The following is a 16942-nucleotide window of genomic DNA, read 5'->3' as shown; positions in this document are numbered from 1 at the left end:
GAAAGTTCCAATGTGTTTTAAATCACTTTTATTTTTGTTGTGGGTTTAGTATATGTGTTTATAAGTTAGGATACTATAATCAATATTAAAAAAAAGAAAAAGCCATGAATATATCAAATGTACTATTAAATGCGTTTTTGCCTTGTCTGCCAACGGTCTGCAGAAAAAGAATCATCCGGCGTGCCCTTCCTGATTTTAAAACCAACCTGGACAATGTCACTTTCTGTGAGGCATCTAGTATCGAAGATTATATGTCCTGTTTCAGGTTGCTGCATGATGTTTATGTAAACGCTGGATTTATTCAGCCTTCCTCTCCGCCATTAAGAATTATCCCGCACCACTCCGATCCTGAATCCAGGGTGTTTATGGGGTATCGGAAAGATAATCAGGGGGCCAATACGCCCATATATACGGCCAGCCTGTTTCCGGATAATGATGAACACGGCCTGCCTATGGATATTGGATTTAAACGGCAAGTAGATGTGTTAAGAAACCAGGGGCGTCGCCTTGTTGAAGCCGGGTGCCTGGCATCACATCCGTTACACCGGAAAGGGAACAAGAATATCCCCATGCTGGGAAATCGTATGCTTGTGTCATATGCAATGAACACCGTTCGTGCGGATGATTTGTTAATTACGATTCACCCGAAGTATTTAAAAATATACGAAGATATTCTTTTGTTTGAGAAGATCGGACAGATTTCGTCTTATTCCTATGTGAACAATAATCCAGCCGTGGCCCTTCGGATAGACTTAAAAATGGTTTCTCAAAGATTTAAAGAAGTTTATGCCAAAAAGCCCAAAGAAAAAAATTTGTACCACTTCTTTTTTGAGTCAGGATCAACCGCCATTGACTTATCGCTGGAAGAGGAAAAAGAGAAGACTGATAGATATTATGGGGCTGATATGATCAAACGTGTACTTGTATATTCAGCAACCCGTCCGCTGCTTCCCCTGATTCCCGCTTAGGCCCATGGTCAGAATTAAATCTGCCACAGATGCGCCTCTTGAAAGACTGGAGATGTCACTGGGCGTCATTCAATGATCCTGTCAGCGTTTTGGTTATTTTGTCATTGTGATCCACATGCACTGGTAAGGGGCAAGATTTAATCCCGTATCAAGTTGTACGGTCTTTTCCAGGATCAGATCCACACCTGTCCGTTGCCACTGTTCGGGCAGATCTTTTCGGGGAATGGTGACGGCCTGGTCTGTGATGTTGTGAATGCATAACAGGACAGGGGCGTTGCTTTTTTTATTCGGCCTGCGCTGGAATGCCACAATTTTCCGGTTTATGTTAAAGATGATCTGCCCGGCATCCGGATGAAAGGCCGGTTGCTGTTTTCTTTTGTCCAAAAGGGCGCAAAGGGCAAAGAATACCTGATGGTGGTGGTCGTCGGGGTTGATCAGCTTTTTACACAGATCCGGATAGTTCCAGATATGGCGGTTGACGGCCCGGTTGGACTGCAAGTTTTCCCTGCGCTCATAATCATTCTCCGTGCCCAGCAGGCTGTGGATGTAAATGGCCGGAATCCCCTTGAGACCCAACATAATGGTGTGGGCACAGAGAAATCGTTCGATCTGGAAATTATCCTCCCGGCCGTGAATCGTTCCTTTCATGGCATCCCACAAACTGATATTAATCTCGTAGGGGTTATCCTTGTGGTCATTGAGCGCCCGGGTGGAGATCCTGCCGCCAAAGGCCTTCATCAGATCAATGAGTTGTGTCATCTCCTGGCGGGAAAAATAGTCTTCCACCGGCCGCAACCCAATGCCGTCGTGGGAAGCGATAAAGTTCAGATAGGTGGTGCTTTCCATGGTGTCGGGCATGGTTTTGAGCCAATCTGTAATCCCTTTGCTGTTGCCTGTGACCATGGTGTTGAGCAGAAACGGCGGTAACGGAAAATTGTAAATCATCTGGGCTTCGTCGCCTATGCCGAAATAGGACAGGTTTTCCCGGGCCGGCACATTGGTTTCCGTGATAATGATGGCCCTGGGGTCGTGGGCCTGGATCAGGGTGCGCATGAGTTTGATAATTTTATGGGTCTGGCCCAGATGCAGACAGGTGGTGCAGGCCTCCTTCCATAGAAACGCCACAGCATCCAGCCGGAATACCTGTACCCCGTTATCCAGGTAATGGCGGATAATGGATAAAAATTCCATGAGGACCTCCGGGTTTTTAAAATCCAGGTCCACCTGATCATGGCTGAAGGTGCACCAGACGTAACGGGGTCCATCCGGTGTGGCCACCTCCCGCAACAAGGGCGTTGTCCGGGGGCGAATCACCTGGGACAGATCACATTCCGGGTCCACGGTCACATAATAATCCTTTCCCGGGTGGCGCCCTTTTTTAAAATTTTCAAACCACCTGGTCCGGGATGAGGTATGATTGACCACAAGATCGGCCATAAGCCGGCAACGATCGGAAATTTTTCGGATATCCGCCCAGTCTCCCAGGCTCGGGTTCACCGTGTAATAATCCATGACCGCAAACCCGTCATCCGAAGAATAGGGAAAAAAGGGCAGGATATGGACAATGGAGAAGTGGTCATGGGTAAATTCTTCCAGAAACCGGTTAAGGGTTCTTAAGGGCCGCTTCTCTTCTTCCACAAGGGAATTGCCGTAAGTAATCAGGGCAATTTCCTTTTCAGACCACAGGGGGATGGCTGAAACACAGCTGCTGTCATCCACGGAATCATGCATAGGTTTGAAAACGGTAATGGCTTTCCGGGCCAAGGTGTCTGCATCCAGTCCGGGATAAATGATTTCAAGGTGAGCCTTGACTTTGTCAAACAGGCAGGCTGGTGCCTTAAGGGTGGTATTGTTCATAGTCTTTCTCAACCGCGTCTTTTAAGTCATCCATAATGTCGGCAAAAGCGGACTTGACCCGGTTCCAGGCCGGGATAAACGGCGTTGTATGGGGTCCTTCAAGGAAATTATTCCCGGCGGCCAGGATATTTTCAGCAAACAGCTCCACGGCCTGTTCTTCCTTGTGGCGGTCCAGGTTCAGTCCGTTCATTAATGCGTCATTGTGGTATATTTCCACAAAATCCAGGGCCTTGCGGTAATAGGTGGCCTTAATGGTCCGGAAGGTTTCAGCGGTAAACACCTCGCCTTCCGTGGCCAGTTTTTTAAAGATGGCTTTGGCAATGTCAATGCTCATTTTGGAGAGTCCAGCATCCACATCGCCAAGACTTAATGGCTGGTGCTTGTGATCATAGGTGTCGGCAATGTCCACCTGGCAGATCCGGTTAAGACTGTAATTTCGTTTCATTTCATATAAAATGCCCACCTCAAGCCCCCAGTCCGTGGGCATCCGTAAGTCTTTAAGCACATCGGTGTCCATGGAAAATTCACCGGCCAGAGGATACCTGAAGCTTTCCAGATAATCCAGGGATTCGGATGATGAACAGATTTTTTTCAAAGCGGATAACAGGGGCGATACCAGAAGCCGGCTCACCCGGCCATTGACCTTGGATTCGGTGAACCGCGCATAATACCCTTTGCAGAATTTATAGGTAAAGTCGGGATGGGCCACAGGATATATCAGACGGGCCAGAAGGGAACGTTCATAGGTTAAAATGTCGCAGTCATGCAATGCCACAGCATCTACCCGCCCGGAAGCCAGCACATATCCAAAACAGTACCACACGTTTCTGCCCTTGCCTGCTTCCGTGGGTGCCAGATTCATCTGTGCCAGTTTTTTGTCAATGGCCCGTAACCGCGGCCCGTCGTTCCAAAGGACGCGGTGGTGCTGGGGGAGGCCGGAGAAAAATTTTAACGCATGCCGGTACTGGTCTTCGGTGGCCCGGTCCAGACCGATAACAATTTGATCCAGATAAGTGACCTTGGCAATTTCTTCCACAATATGGGTCAGGGCAGGCCCCTCAAGTTCTGAAAAAAGAGAGGGCAGTATCAGGCCCAGGGGCCGTTTTTTTGAAAATTCATTGAGCTGGGATTCAAGAACCTCCGCCGGCTGTCGGGAGAGGTTGTGCAATATGGTGATAATACCGTTTTGATGAAAATCGCCCATGTATTAATGTCTCCTTCATTACGTTAAGTTAATGGACTCGAATGCCTCCTGCCACCCATCAGGTCCCCTGGCTGTTGTGCGGATAATGGTTTGGGGCCGGTTCAGTTTAATCTGATCACAGCGGGCTGAACAGATCACAACCGCAATATCCATCATATCCAGCATGGCCTGGTCGTTGGGGCTGTCTCCAAGACCAATGGTGAAAGGGGCGGAGCCCATGACCTCGGTATAAAGATGCAGCAGACATGCCACCCCATCCTTTTTATCAAAGGGTCGGGATATGGAGATAAACCGTCCCCCCTGGACCCAGCCAAGGCCCGCGTCTGCAAGATGTCCGGTAAACGCCTCCCACTGTTCGGGGGTGTCCTGCCAGAGAACGGGTTCGGTACTCAGGCGTTGCCCTGCCTCTATGGCCTGATTTTCCGTCAGCCCTGTTACCCGGGAAAGCCGATCCGGATTCATATCTGCAAAACCTTCAAAAGAAAAACCGTATGTTCGCCGCAATTGGTTTAATATATTTAAAACTGATTTCCTGTCGCCCCCAAGCCGTTTGACCAGAAGTCCGGATTGGGCCTGAAATAAAGGATCTTTGCGGGCAAGGCCGGGAAATGTCTGTTCCGGCACCGCCACCACAGAGCCGTTTTCTGCAATAAACGGGTGGCAATTGCCAAGGGCGCTGCGAATCTTAAGTATTTCAACCAGGGTTTTGCTGGAATTAAGGATAAGGGGGATCTTTTTTCGGGCAAGCATGGCCAGCGCCGGCAATGCCGGTTCAAAATCATAGGTGTCATGATTCAGAAGTGTGCCGTCAAGGTCTGTGAATACAAGTATTTCATTGCTATTTGGTATTTTGGTCATTAGGGTATTATAGAGGGCAAATAAAAAAAACGAAAGTTAAGGATAAATTAATTTGACAGATAAGGCAATACGCTGGAATAGTCCGTTTGTCTTGACCGTGACCCATTACAATAATGGCCGGTTGCAATTATGCGACCCTTGGTTTTTGTTTTATTGCGTCTGGAGAACGGATAAAAATATAACATGTTGTGAATAAACAATATAAAAATTGGTACGGGTTTTGCTAATATTCTTTGGTGGAGCAATTTTTCAACCCTATTACGCTTAAGGAGAAAATTTATGAAAGTCGCAATCAGTGCATACGGCCAGGACCTGGATGCTGAGATTAATCCCAGGTTTGGCAGGTGTGATTTTCTTTTGATCGTTGATACAGATACCATGAAATATGAGAGTTTTTCCAATGAAAGCATCAATTTGAGCGGAGGCGCCGGTGTTCAAACCGCCTCCTTTGTGATCTCTAAAGGTGCCCAGGCCGTTTTAACCGGCAGTTGCGGTCCCAAGGCCATGGAAGTTTTTAATTCCGCCGGTGTGGCTGTGTATCCGGGGCAGACAGGTACCGTATCCCAGGCCGTGAACCGGCTGAAAAACAATGAATTAACAAATGAGACCCAGGCCACAGCAGAAGAAAAGTCAGGCATGAAACCAGGAACTGCCCCTCAAAGACCCATGGCGGACCCAAACTCCCGGAATCCCGGTATGGGCGGTGGCCGCGGTATGGGTGGCGGCGGCCGCGGTATGGGCGGCGGTGGTAGAGGCATGGGCGGTGGTCGCGGCATGGGCGGCGGCGGTGGTAGAGGCATGGGCGGCGGCGGCATGGGCCGACAGCGGTAGGACTTTAGGGCCATAGCCCTTAGATCAGTTAAACTTTTTTTATCTTGATGATCAAGTTTTTAGGGCATTTGTTCAAATTCAAGGCGGAAACAATTTTTAACGGGATGAATATATAACATATTTTGAGGATTAAAATTTGTTTTCCAACGCCGAAGTTGGGCAAATTCACCTGAACTTGATCATTGAGTTTATGGATAACAGGAGGTGTGTATGATAAAAGTAGGGATTATCCGGTGCGAGAAAAATGAAACCAGGTGTCCTTTGACCAATTGTTTTAAAACAATGATTGAAACCACCCAGGCGTTTGCCGGTTATGATGCCTGCATGTCGGCAGGTGTATTTACCTGTCGGTGTCCCGGGGATAATGTGGCGGATATGGCAAAAATTCTTAAGTCAAAAGGGGCAGAGGCGATTCATTTGTGTACCTGTACATTTGCATCCAAAACCCAAGATGGCTGGGATAAAGCCCAAGGCGGGTTCTGTCCGGACATTGAAAAAATAGCGGCCAACATCACCCGGGCCTCGGGTCTGCCCTGTACCCTGGGAACAGCCCATCTGCCCAAGGATTATACCCCGGTCACCTTTGAGTAAAAAAAACATTACATTGAAAATATCCGGAACGTTGGTTCCGGACATTTTTATTACTCGATTATTGAGTTTCGGGCTCGTAATAAAGATGCTGCGCGTTTTCATACAAAATAAATACACCATTCTTTTATGCATTGTGCTTCTCAATGTCATTTCCGCCCCGTTTTTTTCAGATTCTGATCACCCCGGCGTTTTTTTTAACACGACGTTTTCATTGATTATACTCACGGCTGTGCTTTCCGTGATAGATGACAAGACATTGTCCCAGGCCGCTTCCATTGCGTTGATGCTACCTTGTTTGTTTTTTGTCTGGCAGGCATATTTTTACATTATTGAAGAACATATGCTCATGGCCTCCGCTGTGGTTCAGGCTATTTTTCTGGCCTATATGTCTCTGCTTATTATCCTGTTTATTTTCCGGGCACCCGTCGTGACCCGGGACCTGGTATCGGCAGCCCTGGTGGTTTATTTATTTTTAGCCATGTTCTTTGCCAAATTGTATCTGATACTGGAATTGGCATATCCTGGATCGTTTTCCCTTTCCCATGAAGTCATTCGCGATAAACCGGGGCTTTTAAGGTACTTTTCCATGGTAACCCTGTCCACATTGGGATATGGAGATTTATCCCCCGTTAACGATAAATCCCAGACTCTGGCAGGCATTGAGGCCATATTCGGTCAGATTTATCTGGCGGTTCTCATTGCCCGGCTGGTGGGCATGCAGGGTGCATCTATCAAGCGGTTTTCAAAAAAATAAAATGAATAAGTTATTTAAAATCCGTTTCTTGGTTTTTAAATTGGACTTTTGGATTCAGCATGCATATATTAATGGGCTAATTTGGGAACACAGGAGATTTAATTGCAGATGCAGATAAGGGTGGGTACAGGAACCGATGTCCATGAACTGGTGGCCGGACACAGGCTGGTCATCGGCGGGGTCGAAATCGACCATCCCATGGGTTTGAAAGGACATTCAGACGCGGATGTGTTGCTTCATGCCGTTTGTGACGCCCTCTTAGGGGCTGCGGGCCTGGGTGACATCGGGGAACATTTTCCGGATACGGATTCGGCATATAAAGGGATGGACTCCACCCGGTTTCTGTATATATGTAAAGATAAGATTCAGGAAAAAGGGTTTATGGTCGCCAATCTGGACTGTACCATCTTTGCCCAGGCCCCGAAGATGAGTCCCCATAAAAAGGCTATGGCCGCCTGTATTGCCGATGTCCTGGAATTATCCCCGGATTGTGTGAACATCAAGGCCACCACTACCGAGCATCTGGGATTTATCGGCAGAAAACAGGGCATTGCAGCCCAGGCCACGGTGCTGCTGTATAAACATAAAAGTTAAGAACGGGATAAAAAGCAATGAGTTTACGGATTTATAATACCCTGAGCGGGAAAAAAGAAGAATTTGTTCCGATTAACGCCAATAAGGCCGGTATGTACATATGCGGTCCCACTGTATATGACACCAGCCATATCGGCCATGCCAGGTCCGTGGTGGTGTTTGACATGGTGTACCGGTGGCTGATGCAGCTTGGGTATGAGGTGACCTATGTGCGCAACTTTACGGATGTGGATGATAAGATCATCAAAAAATCCAATGAAACCGGCCAGTCCTGCACCGCCATCACCACCAAATATATTGATGAATTTCATCATGAAATGGATGCGCTTAACGTGCTTCGACCCACCATCGCGCCCAAAGCCACCGAACACATTGATCATATTATCCGTTTTGTCCAGCGCCTGATCGACCAGGGCAAGGCCTACCATGTGCCGGGCGGGGATGTATATTTTTCCATTTCATCGTTTAGTGAATATGGAAAACTGTCCCACCGCAACCCTGATGATATGCAGGCCGGCGCGCGGATTGCGGTGGATGAGAAAAAGAGAAGTCCCCTGGACTTTACCCTGTGGAAACCGGCCAAACCCGGAGAACCTTCCTGGGACAGCCCCTGGGGAAAAGGGCGGCCCGGCTGGCACATTGAATGTTCGGCCATGAGTTACAAATACCTTGGGGAAAGCTTTGATATCCATGGCGGGGGCAAGGATCTGATTTTTCCCCACCATGAAAATGAGATTGCCCAGAGCGAGGCCGCTTTTGGCGTTCCCTTTGTCAAATACTGGATACACAACGGATTTGTGGACATCAACAATGAAAAGATGTCCAAGTCCCTGGGTAACTTCACCATGATCAAGGAGGTGCTGGCCGACTACAGTCCCGAAGTCATCCGCATGTTCCTTTTGTCCAAGCATTACCGTTCCCCCATTGATTACAGCGAAAACAGTATGCGCGAGGTGTCCGTGGGACTTGATCGTATTTATGCGTTCCTGGAACGTCTGGACAAGGCAGGCATTACCCCGGAAACCGCCGGAAGGGAACACGGTCCGTTATGGGCGGATATTGTTGCGGCGTTTAACGATGATTTTAATTCCGCAAAGGCCATGGCCGACGTGTTTGACGCGGTCAAAAAGGGCAATAAACTGCTCGATGATGCCAATGATACACCCGGGGAGCGTGACAGAAGACTGCTGGCCGGTATTTATGCAGATATCAGGTCCGCGTCAAAAATCCTGGGCATTTTTATGATGTCCGCGTCTGACTATTTTGCGGCCAAAAAGGACAGGGCCATGGTAGACCAGGATGTGGATCCTGCCATGATTGACGCCCTCATCGCCGAGCGGACAGCTGCCCGAAAGTCTAAAGATTTTGCCCGGGCCGATGAGATCCGGGACCAGCTTCTGGCAATGAAAATTGTACTGGAGGACGGCCCCCAGGGCACAACCTGGCGCATTGAATAACAGCCATATGGGTTGAGCCTGACTATTGATGGACCAGGCTCAACTCACAACAATTAAAAAGCAGCAAAATGCAGACCTAAAATAAGCGCCGCAGGCGCTTCACGATCTTGTCGCTTGTCTCTTGTTTCTAGTTTCCAGCTTCGCCCAAGTGTCCCTAAGCGTAACAGTGCGATTGAAAACCGGTTTTTCCGGTGTACTCTCCTTTGCGTCCAGGCAGAAGTAGCCCAGACGTTCAAACTGGTAAACCACCTCCGGTTCGGCTTTTTCAAGACGTCTTTCCAGTTTGGCATGTTCCAGAATCTCAAGGGAATCGGGATTGAGGTTTTCCACAAAGTCCTGGCCGTCTTTTTCCGGGTTTTCATCGTTGAAAAGCCTGTCATAAAGCCGGATCTGGGCATCTATGCAGTCCTGGGCGTTTACCCAGTGGATGGTGCCCTTGACCTTTCTGCCGTCCGGGGCATTGCCGCCGCGGGTTTCAGGATCATAGGTACAGATCAGTTCAACCACTTCTCCAGCTTCATTTTTAATGATCTCTTTGCAGGTGATCAGGTAGGCCGCGCGCAGGCGCACTTCGCGGCCCGGTCCCAGGCGGAAGAATTTTTTGGGGGGATCTTCCATGAAATCATCTTGCTCAACATAGAGATGTTTGGAGAAACTGACCTCTCGTTTGCCTGCTTCCGGTTTTTGGGGGTGATTCATGGCGGCCAGGGTTTCGGTCGCTCCCTCGGGATAATTTTCCAGCGTGATTTTTAAAGGCCGGATAACACCCATGACCCGGGGCGCATTTTCGTTGAGGTCTTCTCTGAGGCAGGATTCAAGCAGACCCATGTCAATGCGGCTCTCTTTTTTGGATACCCCGATGACATCGCAGAAATTACGGATGGCCGCCGGGGTATACCCCCTGCGGCGCATACCTTCCAGGGTGGGCAGTCTGGGGTCGTCCCATCCGGAGACCAGGCCCTCGCTGACCAGGCGCTGCAGTTTTCTTTTGCTTAACACCGTATAGTTGATATTCATCCGGGCAAATTCAATCTGCTGGGGATGGCAGGGGATGGTTATATTGTCCAGAATCCAGTCGTACAACGGGCGGTGATCCTCAAATTCCAGGCTGCACAGGGAATGGGTGACGCCTTCCAGGGCATCGGAAATGCAGTGGGTAAAATCGTACATGGGGTAAATGCACCACTTGTCCCCGGTGCGGGGATGGAGTGCTTTTTTGACCCGGTAGATCACCGGGTCCCTCATGTTGATGTTGGGGGAACGCATGTCGATCTTGGCCCGCAGGGTGTGCTCGCCTTCATCAAATTCTCCAGCCCTCATTCGCCGGAACAGATCCAGGTTCTCCTCAACACTTCTGTTCCTGTAGGGAGACTCTTTGCCCGGTTCGGTGAGGGTGCCGCGGTATTCTTTCATTTCATCTGCGGCCAGACTGCATACATAGGCTTTGCCCGTTTTAATCAGTTCAACGGCAAAATCATGAAGGGCGTCAAAATAGTCTGATGCATGTAACGGGGTATCGTAGTCAAACCCCAGCCATTTGACGGTTGACATGATGGAATCAATGTAAATCTGTTTTTCCTTGGCCGGGTTGGAGTCATCAAACCGCAGGTTGCATTTCCCGTTAAACTTCTGGGCCATGTTAAAGTTCAGGCAGATGGATTTGGCATGGCCGATGTGCAGAAAGCCATTGGGCTCCGGCGGAAAACGTGTGACCACGCGACCATTGTTTTTATTTTCGGCAAGATCTTCTTTGATAATGTTTTCAATAAAATGCCCTTTGGCGATTTGTGTTTCCATTTAGTCTTCTTTCCATGAGTTGTTAAAGGTTTTTGTATATTGGCCGGTTTTCAAAAGAACCAGGGTGCAGGCTTCCTGGACTTTTATTCCGGCGGGTTTAAGTTTTTCATAGGCCCGGGGGTTTTCCGTGCCGGGGTTAAAGATCACCCGCTGGGGCTTGATGTCCAGAATCTGGTCAATAACCTTGTCCTGGCGGGTCGGGCCTATATACATGGTCACCGTATTGATGGACCGGGGAATATCGGAAAGTGAATGATAAACGGTTTTGCCTTCAATGATTTTGTGCTTGGGGGCTACGGGTACGGGGGTGTGTCCGTATTCTTCCAGCATCGCCTGTGCCTGGTTGGAATATCTGTCCTTCAAGGGGCTTGCGCCGACTACGGCAACAGTTTCTTTTTTTTCTTCCATGGGTTTTGTACCTCCGGTATGGTATATTTTTTATATATTATAGTATCTGTCCAGAACAAAGGAAAGTACAGGAAAAAATATGGGACTATTCAATCTGGTGTCTCCCTTTGGCCCGGCCGGGGATCAGCCAAAGGCCATTGACTATCTGGTCCGGGGTGTAAAGGCGGATAAAAAATACCAGGTGCTTTTGGGGGTGACCGGGTCGGGCAAGACCTTTACCATGGCCAACATCATCAGCCGGGTGGAAAAGCCAAGCCTGATCATTGCACCCAACAAAACCCTGGCAGCCCAGCTGTATAATGAATTCAAGATGCTGTTCCCGGACAATTGCGTGGAGTATTTTGTCTCCTATTATGATTATTACCAGCCCGAAGCCTATATCCCTGCCTCGGATACCTATATCCAGAAAGATTCTTCCATCAATGAACTGATCGACAAAATGCGGCATTCGGCTACCCGCAGCGTTCTGGCCCGAAAGGATGTAATTGTGGTGGCATCGGTCTCCTGTATTTACGGTCTGGGGGCGCCCGAGGAGTATCTGGATCTGCGGGTGATTTTGGACAGGGATATGGAGATTTCACGGGAGGATGTAATCCGCAAATTTGTGGATATTCAGTACACCCGTAATGACGTGGATTTCCATCGGGGCACCTTTCGGGTCCGGGGGGACCGGCTGGAAATTTTTCCGGCTTATGAGGAGGACAAGGCTGTCCGCATTGATTTTTTCGGAGATACCATTGAAGAGATCAGTGAAATTGATGCCCTGAAAAGTACGGTGATCAAACGATTTGACCAGGTGGCCATCTATCCGGCCTCCCATTACGTCACCAATAAAAAGACCCGGAAACAGGCCGTGGAACGTATTGTGGCCGAACTCAAGGAACGCCTGGCCTTTTTGAATGACCAGAATATGCTGCTAGAGGCCCAGCGCCTGGCGGAGCGTACCCGGTATGATCTTGAGATGCTGGAGGAGATCGGTTATTGCAACGGCATTGAAAATTATTCCCGGCACCTGACCGGTCGTGCGCCGGGCCAGCCACCCCCCACGCTTCTGGATTATATGGATTCGGATTTTCTGCTCTTTTTTGATGAAAGCCATATCTCGGTCAGCCAGCTTGGGGCCATGTACAAGGCGGACCGGTCCAGGAAAGAGACCCTGGTCAAGCATGGGTTCCGTCTGCCGTCTGCCGTGGACAACCGGCCGTTGAAATTCGAGGAGTTCAAGGCTCTGGTGCCCCGGACCATCTTTGTGTCGGCCACTCCCGGGGATTATGAGATGGAAAAGGCAGGTGTCCGGGTGGCCGAGCAGATTGTCAGGCCCACGGGGCTGCTTGATCCCGAGGTGGAGATCCGGGATGCCAAAACACAGGTTGATGATCTGTACCAGGAGATCCTCAAACGGGTGGCGGCCCAGGAGCGGGTACTGGTGACAACCCTGACCAAACGCATGGCCGAGGATCTGACCGATTACTATTCAGACCTGGGACTCAAGGTAAAATACCTGCATTCGGACATCGGCACGGTGGAGCGTATTGATATTATCCAGGATTTGCGAAGAGGCCTGTTTGATGTACTCATCGGTATCAACCTGTTGCGCGAAGGCCTGGATATCCCGGAAGTGTCCCTGGTGGCCATTCTTGATGCGGATAAGGAGGGGTTTTTGCGCGCCTTTCGTTCCTTTATTCAGATGTTCGGCCGGGCTGCCCGTAATGTCTATGGCCAGGCCATCATGTACGCGGAAAAAGAGACCGGCTCCATGAAGAAGGCCCTGGCTGAAACCCGCCGCCGCCGGAAGATCCAGGAGGCATATAACCAGGCCCACGGCATTACACCGGCCACCATCAGCAAAAAGATCAACACCTTTGATTATACGATGGCCGACATGAATGCCAATTCCGTGGAAGCGGCCGTGAATGAGGAGCTTAAAGCCTATGATGCAGATGTACTGAATCTGGAAGATGTGATCCGGGACCTTGAGGCAAAAATGAATGAAGCGGCAGAAACCCTGGCATTCGAGCAGGCCGCACAATATCGGGACAAGATCCGGGAGTTGAGAAAGATCACAACCGCCCAGCCATGATCCGTGACAAAATGGCCTTTTTTTGACATCCCGGGCCTGGTCAATAGTAAATCAAAATATTTATGATACGACCTTAAATTCTCCCGATAATTGATGTTTTAATGGTTTCTTGGGACTTCCCCTATAGCATGCTAAAATGAAATATGAATGATCTTCGATGAGCCAATCTATGATGGAAATTTTTTTCCCAAGATGTTTTCGAGGAATGATCTGGATTTCATGGTCTTTAAACCAAACGTCTGCATCTTCAATTGTCCAATGGGGTTTCATAAAAGCGATCGATAATAATATAGGCCTCCCTAATTTGCTCGGACGTTCGCCATACGCGATGATTATGCCAATATCGGTGATTTCGACTTCCTGAATGTTTTTCAAATTGCTTCGATGAATTTTGACCTCATAAGCGTCTTGATAATTTATCCACTGAGCCATGAATATTCCTTTCATAAAATGCGGCAAGGAAACCCCTGAGTCTTTAGCTCAGGGGAGGAATGCCGCCCTCTTTATAATTAAGATATTAGCCCAGGCACCCGACCTTAGCACGTCGTATTGTAGGAATAACCGTCAGATGCATGAAGCAGCCTGCAGTATTTCCAGCTAATGCCCTGTACTGTTTTGTCCACTGTTTTAATGTTAAACGAACCGCTTTTTCTGACAGCGACGCGCCCGGTGTACGTTCCAACCTTTTTGCCGGAAGTGACAACCGCCTTGACGATGTCGCCCGTCTGAAATCCTTTGACTTTTTTCTCAAAGGTATTCCCGTACCTCATAACCCATGAATTCCCCCTGCTGATACGCGACACCGGATATTTCGGGATTCTGTATTTTCTGCATGTCAAACCGAACCAACTCCATTGAAATTGCCTGAATATTGCAAAACCGGCACAACCGGTTGACCCAGGTTTCGATATTGTAAACCCAGCTTTTTAATGAAGGCGGCAGCCATCCTTCCGCCCTGGTCCGGTTATCAAAGCGCGGCTTCCGGTATCGCGTTTTCCGGTTTCTCCGGGATCTTCTGATGGCTCGTCTTGATTCCAGGTTATAGTGTATGGTTTTTGATGAGATAAATCAAAAAAAATAACAACAAAAACAGAGGTCTTATGAATAAAAAACATATAAAAAATATCAGACGGATCATCACAAAGCAATTGAAAAAAAATTATCCAGACTGGAAAAGATTGACCAAGGCAACCAAAAAAGAAGTAACAAAAAAAGTCATGAATGAAGTTGTTGGCGATTACGATTATTCCCAAGAATTGGACATGCCCATAGAGGAACTTATAGGAATTGAATCTCAAGAACCTTCTGATGGGATTCGAAGTGTCCTATAAGTATCTGAATATATAAAAAACTTTCATTCCTTGATAAGGTTTTTTGGACCATATATATTTCCAAATTACACATGAACCCGCACGAAAGGTGGGTATAAAAGATACATCCAGGAGCAATGGTGTTTACAAAATACCCACTAGGAATTCTTACCTTTCTAATTGCGCTTTCCCTGATTAAATGTGTATAGATATAATCATGTAAAAAAGGGGGCGCCCATTAAAGGCCGCGCATGCAAATAGCGCAAATAGGGGAAGGGCACCGAGTCAAGTCTACGTTTAACCCTTAATCGAAATTATCCCCAACAACAGACATGCTGCCGGACAAGCCGCAGATGTCCATGGTTATGAGGATTGGGTATGAGTGAAGGGAATAAAATGAAGGAAGAAAACACAATCAATAGAAAATATTTGTGGTCAAAGTGTCAAGAAATTGAAAAAAAAGCATTAAAAGAAACAAATGTAATCATATGCGATTCTGGCCACAAGGCCCTTCAAGTATTAAATCAACGATTTAAAAAGAAAAAATATTCAAAACCCAAAAAATATTCTTTAGAAGAGATTCCTTTAGCTGTTACGGAACTTAACAAAAAGGATTTTCTTGATGAATTGATTCAGTTTTTAAAAAATGAGGAAAATGAGGCATCCTTCATATGACCTCAAAAGTACTTTACAGTCTTTTGGGGAAAGCCTCTACAAAGGGGAATGATCAAAAAAAGTGTAAAGTACTTTTGAAGGATGCCGAAAATGATCCTGAATTTCAGGTAAGTATATTGAGGGCTCAACAAATAGCAGGGGCACAGGTTGAAATCCCAAGTGAGCTGATGAATTCAGTCAAAGCAAAAAAAACAGACAAAATTACAAAATTATGGAACGAGTTGGAAAATTTAAAAGAAATAGAAGTTTGTGAATTACATGAACTTGATAATAACTATATTGCCTTTAAAATACGAACCCCCATTGGGGGCTATCTGAGTGAAGCAAAGGCAAAAGATATTTTAGCTTTGGCTAAAAGAGATATTGCAGCAGCAAATCAAGCAAAATGCCCTAATTGCAATCAATCAATTGATTTACTGAAACGAGATAATTGGGGCCTCTTAGGATGTACGTGTGGTGCAATCCTTGGTTCTATAATTACAAATTTATCAAATTTAATTATAGAAAAAATTAATAATTATGGGATTAAAGGGTTTTACAATGCACTTGTAAATTTTGATTTGTTGTTTTGTAAAGATGAGGATATTGATCTTAATTGCTTTGATTTTTATACCTTTGAAAAATATTTAAAAAATATTAATTTCCCTAATATTAAAGGGCCGGATTTAAGTAATCCTCATAAAACGATTACTGTTTCTACCTATATTGATATAGAAGGTGACGATGAAATAATCTTGCCGACCTGCAGGATGTGTTTGTTTTCACTGGAAATTTATAGTTATAGCGGGAGTAACTATCTATGTGTCTATCCCTTAAAGAAAGATCAATTTTTAGAATTAAATGATTTCCACCAGGAACAAGAATATATTAATTATGAGATTATTAGTGCTTCTTTCTTTTGGAACAAATTGTTAAGTGCTTTTTTAGACTATTTTATCGATACTGACAGACAAAAATGCAATCTTGAGGCAAAGTCTATACTGCTTAATGATTTTCACGGGCCGATTTGTCCTAATTTTTCAATCGATACAGATCATTTTTTGCTGGAAGAAAATTACGGGCCTATGAAAGTTACAGGCACAGACGCTTTAATATTTGGTCTTGAAAATTTTGAACGTAAAGCGCAGGAAAATGAAGTAAAAAAAATAAACAGATTTAGACAGGATTTTCCCAAAAAAATAAATCAAATCAAGAAAAATGAAAAGCTGAAAAATATAATAGATGCCCGGGTTGAGGCGGGAAAAGAATATCAAGAACCAAAGAAACAACTTGCGATTCTTCTCGCTCAACACTTTGATGGGGATCAACTTCGATATCTAAAAAATTGGGATGGTCTAAAACGATATATAAATTGTTCAAACAAAGCCCTTGTTCAAGTCGTATCTATGGCTATTAACTTGCAAAAAAATAAAAATTAAAGCATTTGTTTAACTCCCCATTCGCTCATTTGATATAAAGTATTTTTAAATTTCAAGTTGCGTATAAATAGAAGAGTCGAATCCCAATTTTTGGATAATTTGTTTTTGCAGATTCGATAATGGTTTCAATGAACGCATAA

The 16942-nt window shown here is 46.6% G+C and carries 18 protein-coding genes; 10 read left to right on the top strand and 8 right to left on the bottom strand.

The window, feature by feature from the left end:
* Positions 1-104: 104 nt before the first annotated feature.
* The gene (locus HXW94_RS02860) at positions 105-968 is read left to right on the top strand and encodes an N-acyl amino acid synthase FeeM domain-containing protein (protein WP_178365397.1); all 864 of its coding nucleotides are present in this window, start codon (positions 105-107) and stop codon (positions 966-968) included.
* Positions 969-1061: 93 nt separating this feature from the next.
* Here HXW94_RS02860 and HXW94_RS02855 read toward each other — a convergent pair whose 3' ends face one another.
* The 3 genes from HXW94_RS02855 to HXW94_RS02845 are packed head-to-tail and all read right to left on the bottom strand — an operon-like array spanning position 1062 to position 4887.
* On the bottom strand, positions 1062-2825 hold the full coding sequence (locus HXW94_RS02855; RefSeq protein ID WP_178365396.1) for an alpha-amylase family glycosyl hydrolase: 1764 nt from the start codon (positions 2823-2825) through the stop codon (positions 1062-1064).
* Entirely contained in the window at positions 2806-4029 is a 1224-nt protein-coding gene (locus HXW94_RS02850) for a glycosyltransferase family protein (RefSeq protein WP_178365395.1), read from the bottom strand. The genes HXW94_RS02855 and HXW94_RS02850 overlap by 20 nt, the downstream gene beginning before the upstream one ends.
* A gap of 18 nt (positions 4030-4047) precedes the next feature.
* On the bottom strand, positions 4048-4887 hold the full coding sequence (locus HXW94_RS02845; protein WP_178365394.1) for an HAD-IIB family hydrolase: 840 nt from the start codon (positions 4885-4887) through the stop codon (positions 4048-4050).
* Between the two features lie 279 nt (positions 4888-5166).
* Here HXW94_RS02845 and HXW94_RS02840 point away from each other — a divergent pair, with 279 nt between their 5' ends.
* From HXW94_RS02840 to cysS, 5 genes are all read left to right on the top strand, one after another.
* The gene (locus HXW94_RS02840; protein ID WP_178365393.1) at positions 5167-5718 is read left to right on the top strand and encodes a NifB/NifX family molybdenum-iron cluster-binding protein; all 552 of its coding nucleotides are present in this window, start codon (positions 5167-5169) and stop codon (positions 5716-5718) included.
* 210 nt (positions 5719-5928) lie between these two features.
* Positions 5929-6309, top strand: a complete 381-nt coding sequence (locus tag HXW94_RS02835; protein WP_178365392.1) for a CGGC domain-containing protein — start codon at positions 5929-5931, stop codon at positions 6307-6309.
* Between the two features lie 85 nt (positions 6310-6394).
* Positions 6395-7063 carry an ion channel gene (locus HXW94_RS02830; RefSeq protein WP_178365391.1) on the top strand — a complete coding sequence of 223 codons (669 nt, stop codon included), beginning with the start codon at positions 6395-6397 and terminating at the stop codon, positions 7061-7063.
* Positions 7064-7171: 108 nt separating this feature from the next.
* Positions 7172-7657, top strand: a complete 486-nt coding sequence (ispF, locus tag HXW94_RS02825) for a 2-C-methyl-D-erythritol 2,4-cyclodiphosphate synthase (protein WP_178365477.1) — start codon at positions 7172-7174, stop codon at positions 7655-7657.
* A gap of 17 nt (positions 7658-7674) precedes the next feature.
* Positions 7675-9114 (top strand): cysteine--tRNA ligase, encoded by a 1440-nt coding sequence (gene cysS / locus HXW94_RS02820; RefSeq protein ID WP_178365390.1) that lies wholly within the window; start codon positions 7675-7677, stop codon positions 9112-9114.
* A gap of 99 nt (positions 9115-9213) precedes the next feature.
* On the opposite strand, the gene HXW94_RS02815 is transcribed toward cysS, so the two are convergent.
* Both HXW94_RS02815 and HXW94_RS02810 read right to left on the bottom strand, forming a co-directional pair.
* The gene (locus HXW94_RS02815) at positions 9214-10911 is read right to left on the bottom strand and encodes a glutamine--tRNA ligase/YqeY domain fusion protein (protein WP_178365389.1); all 1698 of its coding nucleotides are present in this window, start codon (positions 10909-10911) and stop codon (positions 9214-9216) included.
* On the bottom strand, positions 10912-11319 hold the full coding sequence (locus HXW94_RS02810; protein ID WP_178365388.1) for a CoA-binding protein: 408 nt from the start codon (positions 11317-11319) through the stop codon (positions 10912-10914).
* Positions 11320-11398: 79 nt separating this feature from the next.
* On the opposite strand from HXW94_RS02810, the gene uvrB reads away from it, so the two are divergent.
* Entirely contained in the window at positions 11399-13399 is a 2001-nt protein-coding gene (gene uvrB / locus HXW94_RS02805) for an excinuclease ABC subunit UvrB (protein ID WP_178365387.1), read from the top strand.
* Between the two features lie 60 nt (positions 13400-13459).
* Here the strand turns inward: uvrB and HXW94_RS02800 are convergent, their stop codons facing one another.
* From HXW94_RS02800 to HXW94_RS02790, 3 genes are all read right to left on the bottom strand, one after another.
* Complete coding sequence (locus HXW94_RS02800) at positions 13460-13858, bottom strand: hypothetical protein (RefSeq protein WP_178365386.1); 399 nt, start codon at positions 13856-13858, stop codon at positions 13460-13462.
* A 77-nt stretch (positions 13859-13935) separates the two neighbouring features.
* The gene (locus HXW94_RS02795; protein WP_178365385.1) at positions 13936-14169 is read right to left on the bottom strand and encodes a hypothetical protein; all 234 of its coding nucleotides are present in this window, start codon (positions 14167-14169) and stop codon (positions 13936-13938) included.
* Positions 14147-14449 (bottom strand): RRXRR domain-containing protein, encoded by a 303-nt coding sequence (locus HXW94_RS02790; RefSeq protein ID WP_343054542.1) that lies wholly within the window; start codon positions 14447-14449, stop codon positions 14147-14149. The genes HXW94_RS02795 and HXW94_RS02790 overlap by 23 nt, the downstream gene beginning before the upstream one ends.
* Before the next feature lie 50 nt (positions 14450-14499).
* Here HXW94_RS02790 and HXW94_RS02785 point away from each other — a divergent pair, with 50 nt between their 5' ends.
* From HXW94_RS02785 to HXW94_RS02775, 3 genes are all read left to right on the top strand, one after another.
* A complete protein-coding gene (locus tag HXW94_RS02785; RefSeq protein ID WP_178365384.1) occupies positions 14500-14730 on the top strand; it encodes a hypothetical protein in 231 nt (76 codons plus the stop codon).
* Between the two features lie 357 nt (positions 14731-15087).
* A complete protein-coding gene (locus HXW94_RS02780) occupies positions 15088-15384 on the top strand; it encodes a hypothetical protein (RefSeq protein ID WP_178365383.1) in 297 nt (98 codons plus the stop codon).
* On the top strand, positions 15381-16802 hold the full coding sequence (locus tag HXW94_RS02775) for a hypothetical protein (protein WP_178365382.1): 1422 nt from the start codon (positions 15381-15383) through the stop codon (positions 16800-16802). The genes HXW94_RS02780 and HXW94_RS02775 overlap by 4 nt, the downstream gene beginning before the upstream one ends.
* Positions 16803-16942: the final 140 nt, after the last annotated feature.

It is taken from the genome of Desulfobacter latus (assembly GCF_013389365.1).
GTDB classification, from domain to species: Bacteria; Desulfobacterota; Desulfobacteria; order Desulfobacterales; family Desulfobacteraceae; genus Desulfobacter; species Desulfobacter latus.
This window is presented reverse-complemented; position numbering and strand designations above follow the sequence as displayed.

What these genes read in the sequence shown, in the direction of transcription:
- HXW94_RS02785 (WP_178365384.1), top strand. Translation starts at nt 14,500, where the DNA reads ATGAATAAAAAACATATAAAAAATATCAGACGGATCATCACAAAGCAA.
- HXW94_RS02780 (WP_178365383.1), top strand. Translation starts at nt 15,088, where the DNA reads ATGAGTGAAGGGAATAAAATGAAGGAAGAAAACACAATCAATAGAAAA.
- ispF (WP_178365477.1), top strand. Translation starts at nt 7,172, where the DNA reads ATGCAGATAAGGGTGGGTACAGGAACCGATGTCCATGAACTGGTGGCC.
- HXW94_RS02850 (WP_178365395.1), bottom strand. Translation starts at nt 4,029, where the DNA reads ATGGGCGATTTTCATCAAAACGGTATTATCACCATATTGCACAACCTC.
- HXW94_RS02830 (WP_178365391.1), top strand. Translation starts at nt 6,395, where the DNA reads ATGCTGCGCGTTTTCATACAAAATAAATACACCATTCTTTTATGCATT.
- HXW94_RS02815 (WP_178365389.1), bottom strand. Translation starts at nt 10,911, where the DNA reads ATGGAAACACAAATCGCCAAAGGGCATTTTATTGAAAACATTATCAAA.
- cysS (WP_178365390.1), top strand. Translation starts at nt 7,675, where the DNA reads ATGAGTTTACGGATTTATAATACCCTGAGCGGGAAAAAAGAAGAATTT.
- HXW94_RS02835 (WP_178365392.1), top strand. Translation starts at nt 5,929, where the DNA reads ATGATAAAAGTAGGGATTATCCGGTGCGAGAAAAATGAAACCAGGTGT.
- HXW94_RS02795 (WP_178365385.1), bottom strand. Translation starts at nt 14,169, where the DNA reads ATGAGGTACGGGAATACCTTTGAGAAAAAAGTCAAAGGATTTCAGACG.
- HXW94_RS02840 (WP_178365393.1), top strand. Translation starts at nt 5,167, where the DNA reads ATGAAAGTCGCAATCAGTGCATACGGCCAGGACCTGGATGCTGAGATT.
- uvrB (WP_178365387.1), top strand. Translation starts at nt 11,399, where the DNA reads ATGGGACTATTCAATCTGGTGTCTCCCTTTGGCCCGGCCGGGGATCAG.
- HXW94_RS02855 (WP_178365396.1), bottom strand. Translation starts at nt 2,825, where the DNA reads ATGAACAATACCACCCTTAAGGCACCAGCCTGCCTGTTTGACAAAGTC.
- HXW94_RS02810 (WP_178365388.1), bottom strand. Translation starts at nt 11,319, where the DNA reads ATGGAAGAAAAAAAAGAAACTGTTGCCGTAGTCGGCGCAAGCCCCTTG.
- HXW94_RS02845 (WP_178365394.1), bottom strand. Translation starts at nt 4,887, where the DNA reads ATGACCAAAATACCAAATAGCAATGAAATACTTGTATTCACAGACCTT.
- HXW94_RS02775 (WP_178365382.1), top strand. Translation starts at nt 15,381, where the DNA reads ATGACCTCAAAAGTACTTTACAGTCTTTTGGGGAAAGCCTCTACAAAG.
- HXW94_RS02860 (WP_178365397.1), top strand. Translation starts at nt 105, where the DNA reads ATGAATATATCAAATGTACTATTAAATGCGTTTTTGCCTTGTCTGCCA.